This is a genomic window from cf. Phormidesmis sp. LEGE 11477, assembly GCF_015207105.1.
Classification (GTDB): Bacteria; Cyanobacteriota; Cyanobacteriia; order Phormidesmidales; family Phormidesmidaceae; genus Phormidesmis.
In genome coordinates this window covers 62,296-70,994 of the sequence record NZ_JADEXO010000016.1, presented here as the reverse complement: position 1 = coordinate 70,994, position 8,699 = coordinate 62,296, and the positions used below count along the sequence as shown (strand labels likewise).

Annotated in this window: 7 protein-coding genes and 1 pseudogene; 5 read left to right on the top strand and 3 right to left on the bottom strand. The window is 49.6% G+C overall.

All coding sequences use genetic code 11. From position 1 onward, the window contains the following. From IQ256_RS07650 to IQ256_RS07640, 3 genes and pseudogenes are all read left to right on the top strand, one after another. Positions 1-840 (top strand): annotated as a pseudogene (locus IQ256_RS07650) (hypothetical protein); the annotation flags it as partial. Positions 841-1,308: 468 nt separating this feature from the next. After that, positions 1,309-2,961 carry a sensor histidine kinase gene (locus IQ256_RS07645; protein WP_193854941.1) on the top strand — a complete coding sequence of 551 codons (1,653 nt, stop codon included), beginning with the start codon at positions 1,309-1,311 and terminating at the stop codon, positions 2,959-2,961. Positions 2,962-3,162: 201 nt separating this feature from the next. After that, entirely contained in the window at positions 3,163-4,119 is a 957-nt protein-coding gene (locus tag IQ256_RS07640) for a Sll0314/Alr1548 family TPR repeat-containing protein (protein ID WP_193854940.1), read from the top strand. A gap of 24 nt (positions 4,120-4,143) precedes the next feature. Here the strand turns inward: IQ256_RS07640 and IQ256_RS07635 are convergent, their stop codons facing one another. After that, positions 4,144-4,728 carry a thioredoxin family protein gene (locus IQ256_RS07635; RefSeq protein WP_193854939.1) on the bottom strand — a complete coding sequence of 195 codons (585 nt, stop codon included), beginning with the start codon at positions 4,726-4,728 and terminating at the stop codon, positions 4,144-4,146. A gap of 157 nt (positions 4,729-4,885) precedes the next feature. On the opposite strand from IQ256_RS07635, the gene IQ256_RS07630 reads away from it, so the two are divergent. Both IQ256_RS07630 and IQ256_RS07625 read left to right on the top strand, forming a co-directional pair. Next, the gene (locus IQ256_RS07630) at positions 4,886-5,290 is read left to right on the top strand and encodes an NIL domain-containing protein (RefSeq protein WP_193854938.1); all 405 of its coding nucleotides are present in this window, start codon (positions 4,886-4,888) and stop codon (positions 5,288-5,290) included. Positions 5,291-5,334: 44 nt separating this feature from the next. Beyond that, positions 5,335-5,769, top strand: coding sequence for a hypothetical protein (locus IQ256_RS07625; RefSeq protein ID WP_193854937.1), 435 nt, complete (start codon positions 5,335-5,337; stop codon positions 5,767-5,769). Positions 5,770-6,086: 317 nt separating this feature from the next. Here IQ256_RS07625 and IQ256_RS07620 read toward each other — a convergent pair whose 3' ends face one another. Continuing rightward, positions 6,087-7,043, bottom strand: coding sequence for an alpha/beta fold hydrolase (locus IQ256_RS07620; RefSeq protein WP_193854936.1), 957 nt, complete (start codon positions 7,041-7,043; stop codon positions 6,087-6,089). A 69-nt stretch (positions 7,044-7,112) separates the two neighbouring features. Then, positions 7,113-8,384 (bottom strand): pitrilysin family protein, encoded by a 1,272-nt coding sequence (locus tag IQ256_RS07615; protein ID WP_193854935.1) that lies wholly within the window; start codon positions 8,382-8,384, stop codon positions 7,113-7,115. Between the last annotated feature and the right edge of the window lie 315 nt (positions 8,385-8,699).

Below are 8,699 nucleotides of genomic sequence, written 5' to 3'. Positions count from 1 at the left end.
CTAGTAATGCTGCCAGTAGAGCAAGTACCGCCGTGGGTTTCGATTCCCGCTGCCCTGATCATGCTGAGCGTCTTCGGTGTTATCTTGCGGCAGTTTATCCAGGGCTGGCGGCAAAATCTACGGACGTCCGCCTCTCAATCAAAAGCTGCCTACCTGGCCGTTTCTGGTTCACGCTCTACTTCTGGTTCACGCTCTACTTCTAACTTACGCTCTGATCTGTGGGTAGATATTCCCTTAGCGAGCTATACGCTGGTTGTCTTTGCAATCATGATGGCGATCACCTACGGGCTAGGAAAAGATCTGACGCGGGCACCGCGCTACTTTTTTATGCTCTATCCCACTGTGAGTGTGGTGTTGGCAATGGGGTTAGTACGGCGGCGTCGTTGGGTGCTGAGTATGGCGATCGCGGCTGGGATTCTCAGCCAAATTCTCATCAGCTACGACACTACCTTATTAAAGCCTTTTCTCCCTGGACAGATTGGACGACGCATCGCGGCTGAAACCTCCCCTACGACGGTGCTGATCACATCGGGTCAAAACCGCTACCAGGCACTTTCCCTCAGCTATATCCTGGCTATTCCTCAGACGACTTCTCAGTCCTCAACTACTCAAATTGCATTGACTGAACCAGCCAGTGCTAGCCTCTGGCAACCTGCTATTGATGGTGACCTTCCAGAGAGCTCGGTTCTTTGGCTCATAGAACCCAAACGTGAAATTCCTTTTCCGTCAGAAGTCGTATTGGCAACTCAGAGCTGTTCAGCCGTAGGCGAGAAGATTAGCACAGAAGGAACTCGCCAGCAGAGATACCGATGCGGCTCAACAGAACCTAGTAGTGAGTAAAGAGCCATGTTGTTCTAGGCGACATACCAAAAACTGTGGAGCTATCAAAAAGATATTGTCCTAGCGCTGAAGAAATCTCTCAGAAGCTGAGTAGGGAACTCTATCTCTACCCCTACTCAAAACATAGCCAGCCGCCGAACTGTACCTCGGCCAAGTGACAAACGCTATATTCAGCGGCTGGCTGAGCACTTATTGCTTCTGTCGAGTTCCTTAGGACAGTCTTATCAGTCTAAAAGCGTCGTAGGACAACAGGCCACTCGACTATTGGCGGTGAGAAGATCATGTCGTCGCACGGCGCTAGGGAACGCTCATCAAGATAGGGAACGCCTACCAAGGCAAGTAAGAATGGCTCTTATTTTGCTATAGCTCTGTTTGCTCAGGGTTATAGCCTTTGGTGAGGGTGAAAGCTAAGCGCGGGTTGCTATAGCAAGGGTGATTACCCACCGGTCTATCCATGAGATACTTTCCATGAGATACTTTCGAGCTCAGTTCAAGAGGTTATCGAACAGCAATGTTTTGATGACTGTACTCACGCTTGCTGTGGTTATCAGCCTGGTACTGGTGGCTATTGGTAGCTCTAACACTTCAAAGATATCGGCGGGTTTTCAGTACGGTATCACGACTGATTTTCAGCTTCAAAGACTCAATAGCAAAATCAGTCATTACGATGAGATTCTGACGATGTCTGCACGTATGGCTGCGGCCACAGGCGATCTCTCTTGGAAAGACCGCTACGACACTTACGAGCCTCTACTGACAGAAGCGATCGATTACGCTATTGAACTTGCACCTAATACCTACGCCGTTCATGCTGCTAAGATCAACGACGCTAACTTAAAACTCGTTGAGATGGAGAACGAGGCGTTCGACTTCGTTGGTCAAGGAAACACCGAGCGGGCTATGGGTGTTCTGTTTAGTGATTACTACCAATCACAGAAGGAAGTATACGGGAACGGAATACAGCAGTGGTCTGAAGGATTGAGCGCAAAAGTTTCAGCCAACCTAGATAGATACGGAAAAGGTCTAGCTAGATCTAGCCTTTTTAGTATGGTGAGCTTCTGGATATTGTTAATAGCCTGGATTGCGCTACTACTACTAGTTAATCAGTACATCCGTCGCCGTAAAGCGGCTGAGACAGGACTGCGCCAGGCCAAACATCAAATCGAAGTCAGCCATCGAGCGCTGCAACTATCTAAATCTGACTTACAACAGAAAGCAACCACACTAGAGCGCACCCTAAAAGAGCTAAAAGAGGCTCAAATGCACATGGTGCAAAGCGAGAAGATGTCCAGCCTAGGTCAGCTTGTGGCTGGTGTCGCGCATGAAATTAATAACCCGGTTAATTTCCTGAGCGCCAACTTGGTACCTATCCACGAGTACGCTGATAGCTTACTTACTCTAGTATCCGCGTATCAAACACGTTACCCCGAACCAGGCCCTGATATAGAAGCTGCCATTAAAGAGGCTGATATTGATTTTATCAAGGCAGATCTACCGAAGATCGTGCGCTCTATGTGGGTGGGCTCCGAACGTATTCAGCAAATCGTCCTTTCGCTACGAAACTTTTCTCGATCTGATGAAGAAGGGCTCAAGTTAGCCGATATCCACGAAGGGCTAGAAAATACTCTGCTGATTTTGCAGCATCGACTAGTAGAGACAACCAGCCAGCCAGCGATTACTGTAGAGCGAAACTATGGAGATTTGCCTTCTGTAGAGTGCTACCCAGGCTTGCTGAATCAGGTGTTTATGAACCTTTTGGCTAACGCTGTTGATGCTATTGAAGAAGCTGCCCAAGCGCGCAAAAACGATTATCAAGGACGCATTTCTCTGCATACCTCCAGCCTGATCCGAGAAGGCTGTGACTGGGTGGAGATTTCAATTGCTGACAATGGGTTCGGTATACCGGATGAAATCCGCTCTCGTATTTTCGATATGTTTTACACCACCAAACCTGTTGGGAAGGGCACAGGTATGGGCCTTTCTATTAGCTATAGCATCATCATCAAAAAACACGGTGGTGACTTATCTTGTCGATCGATCTCGGGCGAGGGTAGCGAATTTGTTGTGGCAATTCCAGCTGCTGCCACCGCACCTTTGAAGCCACCGTCGCCCGAGAGCTAAAACTATATAAGGCGTACATTTTCTCAAAGGTTGAAACTAGCTCAAGCCTAGGAATCGCTACTCTTTGAGTAAGTTTACTAATGGTTTCGCAGATGATTATGCCAGCTCACAGAGCTTCACAGATTGCGTCATAGTCTCTAGGAGCAAATCGCTATACTCAAATTTAAGGCAACCCTCTCAACCTTAATCAAGGATCGGCATATGACGTTTCAGGCAGTGACCTCTCGATTGATCAACTCTTTTGCTGGGCTCAAGCGCAGAGGTTTGGCACTCGCTGGTGCCTCGACAGTAGTAACGATATCCCTCTTGTCTAGTCCTGCTTTTGCTGGCGATCCATTTCGTCCTGGCAACGAATACAACATTGGCCCCAATACAGAGGCTGCATTCGAAGCTTTCTTTAAAGATGGCGACTATGTTAGCGCCCAAGCAGCTATAGATGTAGCGCTAGCCTCTGAAAACGATGAGCCTCTAGTCCACAGCTTGGCAGCTTCTCTAGCCTATCTGGAGGGAGATTTCGACAGCATGGCCTCGCACGCAGATCTGACCAAATCGACCGCCGCCGCTCAGCTAGAGAGCAGCCCACTAAGAGGACATCTCTACTCGGCTGTGGGCATCTTTTTAGACGGTGCCCATTTAATGTCAACTCAGGGTGTTGCCCGCAGTACGCCGACAGCGCTAGGTATGCTGCAGCAGGTATTTGGCCATTTGGATGAAGCTGAAAAAATTGATAAGACCGATCCAGAACTAAACCTAGTTCAAGGATTTATGGATCTGATGCTGGCGGTCAATCTACCCTTTTCTAATCCTGAAGAGAGTATTGAGCGACTAGAGCAGTACAGCAGCCCTGACTATCTAACCTATCGAGGGATCGCGCTGGGCTACCGCGATCTAGATCAGATATCGGATGCCATGGTGGCAGTAGATCAGGCTTTGCTAGCGGCTCCAGAAAATCCAGAGCTGTTCTATCTCAAGGCGCAGCTACAGCGACGCCAAGGACAGACAGATGCTAGCGTCGACTCGTTTGATAAAGCGCTGGCCTATGCTGAGCAGCTCCCCCCAAGTATCGCTCGTATGATCTTTAAGGAACGGTGCAGAACTTCAGGCGGTGCTGCCGAGGCTTGTGGTACGCAGGCAGCCAACTTTGTCGCGAACCTATAAAAAGAGTCCAAAAGGCTCTGTGTACTAATTAGTTACTTGATTGCTGACTTGAGCGCCATGACTGCGCGGGTCAGCGGCGCTATCAGATGAATTAAGCGGATTTGTGGCCGTGTCTATTTCGGAGATGCGGCCACTGATCTGGGCATAGGGCAGCGTTTGACCTGCGATTAGAGCATCGAGATTCTCAGCTAGGATGGCGCGGGGTAGCTCGCCAATAGCTGCGCCTTGCTCATTGCTGCTGGCGGAAAGGAACTCGAAGTGCGGAATGCCATCTACGCGGTAGTTGAGCATTTCAGGCAGCCATTTGGTGTTATCGACGTTCAGCATGACAAAATTGACGCGATCGCGATAGCTCTCCTTGAGCGCTTGAATGTCTGGGGCCATCGCCTGACAGCTCGTACACCAGTTGGCATAGAACTCAATCAGGGTGGGCTTTTTATTCGCCATGGCCGACTCTAATGAAATCGATTGCTCGGCCATTTCAGATAGAGAAGCGGCGGGCGATCGCGTCTGCACGCCCAAGACAAGGGCAATGCTAAGGAGAGCCGCGATCGCGACAACCACAAAATTTCTGATCCGTTTGCCCATTTCTGAAGAGTCGACCGACATGTATTCGTTTGTAAACAACAGCTTTATTTATCTTATCTCTTTGTCTACTAGTAGGGTGTGAGCTGCGAGATGGCCTAGAAGATAAACTGGGAAGACATTAGTCTTGAATAAGGTACTTCTAGAGTCTGTCTTAAACAGGTACCGCCACGAGCTGAGCATGAAAAAACGACTAACGCTCACTTTTCCAAAACGCACCATCCACATGCCTATCACCTATCGGTTGGCAAAAGATTTTAACGTGGCTGCCAATATCTTTCGCGCTCATGTGGCACCCGATCAAGTGGGAAAGCTGCTGGTAGAGCTATCAGGCGATATCGATCAGCTAGACGAGGCGATCGAATGGCTACGGGCAAACCATATTGAAGTGTCGATGGTCAATCGTGAGATAGTGATCGATCAAGATAGCTGCGTACACTGCGGACTGTGTACAGGAGTGTGTCCAACAGAGTCTTTGCGATTGGACGTGGAAACTCACAAATTGGTGTTTTTGCGATCGCGCTGCATCATGTGCGAACAGTGCTTGCCTAGCTGTCCGGTTCAGGCCATTTCGACCAACCTATAAACTTTTGCCCTTTCAAGCAGAACTACAGAAGAACTATCAAGCCCATGCGCGCCGTCCCTTGGCTGTCTATCTGCTTAGTGTTGCTAGCCAATATTGCCTTTGGCTCATTTCTACACGAGCACCAGATCTCAGAGTTTATTTGGATGGGAGCGATAGTCTATATTGTTTTGCAATGTGGCGCATTGAGCGTTGGATGGCAGCCTGTCCATCAGTTCATACTGCTAGGATTCAAATCAGGCATTGGCTACTCTGTCACAGCGTTAGTGGGTGCTTCTTTGGTCGTCGTCATCTTGGTCTGGGCACAAATATCTAGCTACTTTCTGGTGATGCTCGCTGCTGCTCTGCTGCTTCGCATTGATCTTTACACCCGCAAAATTGGTGTCAAACGCTCCTTTGGGATTATGTTGATTGTCTCTCTATTGGGCCTAGGAATCAGCTGGCTGCTTCTAGAAAAGACCGGATATCTCTTCTATAGCTAGTGAGTTAGCGTCGAATGTGCGCTCGAAGAGGTTGCTTCTAAGAGGAATGTCTAGAGCAAAGTGGCAAATGCTATACAGCGCTCCTCAAATGTAGGGCGGCGCTAATCGAGATGTTTGAAGCCCAGTAATCAAAGCTATAGGCTCTGTGGCACTCGACAAATCGGCACAGGTTTACTTTGTTTCCATAAAGCTGGAGGTCATTGTAACTACAGCACAAGCGTTTAACTGTTGCCCCTATCCCTTGTCAGGCCGTGACGAGGGATATTTTTTTGCCTAATTTCGGCAAAAGGTTGCAGGCGAAGCACTTCATCATAGCTTCATGAACACTTGCTTGCGATCCACTCCATCACAGTTGGATTGACCACTTCAGGCGCTTCGTCTTGAGGACAATGGCCCACTCCCTCTAGCTCGATAAACGCTTCTACAGCTGGATAGTCAGCAAAGGAACGAGCCAGCTCAACTGGCTCCCACGGGTCTACCTGGCCCCACAGGATCAGAGTCGGACAGGTGAGCTGAGGCAGCAAGTCCTCAGGGATAGGCCCCTGTGAGTAGCGAATGAACGCTAGAAACACATCGACCGCACCAGGATCGAAAGCCGGCTCTAGCAGCAGTGAAACCAGTTCGTCTGTCACCTCTTCCTTACGCCCATAGGCTTGTCGAAGAATATTCTTGACCGATTTAGGTTTGGCTAGCTGCTTAAAAAACAGTTGAATCAGCGGTCGATAGCCCAGCACCTTTTGGATATAGGGCGTCGAAATATTGCGATACCACGGTAGGGTTTGACGCTTGCGATCGTGCAGCAGGCGCAAAGAGCAGTCGAGTAGGACTACGCCTCTTACCCACTCTGGGGCTGATACCGCCGTTTGCATGGCCACAACGCAGCCGATAGAGTTAGCGATGAGAAAAGCTGGTCGTCCAATCACCTGCTGACAAAAGTCTAAGACCTGCTGTCCCCAGGTTTCAAATGTGTAGTCCAGCGGTTCGCCAGGTGTCGGTTTAGCCGATTTGCCATAGCCTAGTAGATCAATTGCATAGACGCTATAGCTAGCTGCAAAGTCTGGAATATTCTTACGCCAGTGGATGCTAGAAGCGCCGAATCCGTGGATCATCACCACTGCTGGTGGCTCATTTCCATCTGATTTTGTCAGATTCGGTTTGGTATCTGCCTGATTTGGTTCTGCATGCTGGTAGCTGATAGTGAACCCTTGCCACTGCCAGCTCGAAAGTATAGGCACACTCGACTCTGAAGAAAGGTTCAAAGAAGAGCTTGGCATTGGGTTCGACGCCGGGTTCGACGCCGGACTTGAAGCAGGGTCTGGAGAAAAGCTGGGGGAAGTAGACATCTAGCGTAAAGACTCAACAGCGTTGGCGGGTCCAAGCACGGACAGCACTTCCTCTACAAAGCAGCGCTGAGCCGCCCCTTGGACATCTTCGATCGTAACGGCTGCGATCGCCCGCTGAAAGTCCTCGTCAAATTCTATGCCTAGTCCCAGCACCTCGTACCAGCCTAGGGTCTGAGCAATCTGACCATTTGTTTGCTTGCCGAGGGCGTACTGACCCAGTATTTTATTCTTCGCCACCTGTAGCTCTTCAGTCGTCAGGGGGGTCTCAATTAGACGTGCTAGTTCGCTGCGTAATCCGGATAGGGCTACTGGAACGTTTTCGGGCGCAGTGCCTATATAAGCGATAAACTGCGAAGCTCCTAACCGAGTCGGGTAGAATGCCGAGACATCGTAGGCCAACCCCTGCTTCTCTCGCAGTTCGACAAACAGGCGACTGGAGAGACCGTTGCCTAGGTAGGTACTAATGATCTTGAGCGCGGCATAGTCTGGGCTGTTCACCGAGCCGGCCAAATGGCCCAGAACCACAAAAGCTTGATTTGTGGTTTGGACAGTGACAATTTTCTGAGCGGCTACTGACATGGATGGAAACTGTAGCTGTGGTAGCGAGTTACCGGGCGATGACCAGTCACCAAGGTACTGCTCTATCAGTTTGATAGTCAGTGCTGGCGAGAGGCGACCAGCGACAGCGATCACCATATTGTCTGGGCGAAAGTACTGCTGGTGTGCGGCGATCAGATCGGTTCTGGTAAATGACTCAAGGCAGCTTTCGGTTTGAGTATTGGTGAGACCGTAGGGATGCCCTGCATAAAGCGCTTCTCTCAGCTGGTTATAGGCTACGCTGAAGGGCTGTTCTTTCATCGATTTGAGACTTTGCAAAATTAGGCGGCGCTCTAGCTCTATCTCTGAGTCTGGAAAGCTAGGCGATCTAATGACTTCAGCCGCGAGGGCAAGCACAGTTTCAAAGTCAGATGAGACTGTCTTGATGCTGAGGGCGCTGTAGTCAGACGAGACATCTGCGCCAAAGCCTGCACCAATAGATTCAACAATTTCGGCAATATCTAGCGCGCTTTTGCCGTCAGTACCTTTGGTCAGTACAGCGGTAAGTAGATCAAAGATGCCAGAGTTTGTAGGCGTTTCGTAGGCGTGGCCAGCGCGGATAAAGAAGCGAGCGGCGACGATATCAGCCACTGGATTTTCGATCGCGATAACGGTAAGACCGTTGGCCAGTTTTGTTCGAGCAGTCGCAGGCTGTTTGATTAAGGTGGAGGTCACGGAGAGCAGGTAGGAGTAAGGGCTGTTGACTAGATAGTTGAATCGCTAGGGACTATGAGATTTGTAGGGCGTAGATGACCAACCTGTTTATGAGACCTGTTTATCTATCGAAGGTGAAAGGCAAAGGGAAAAGGCAAAGTTAGAAGGGACAGAGATATCTTCAGCAGAATAGCACTCTCAGTCATGAGCGCGGTCATGAGCGCGATTAGTCGGGGAAGTACCAAGGCGTAAAACAAACTGAAACTTGTCTAAAAACTTTGCTCAAAACCACTTCAAAAGACGCTTTTTAAAAGCAAAAATCCTTACCCGAAGGAA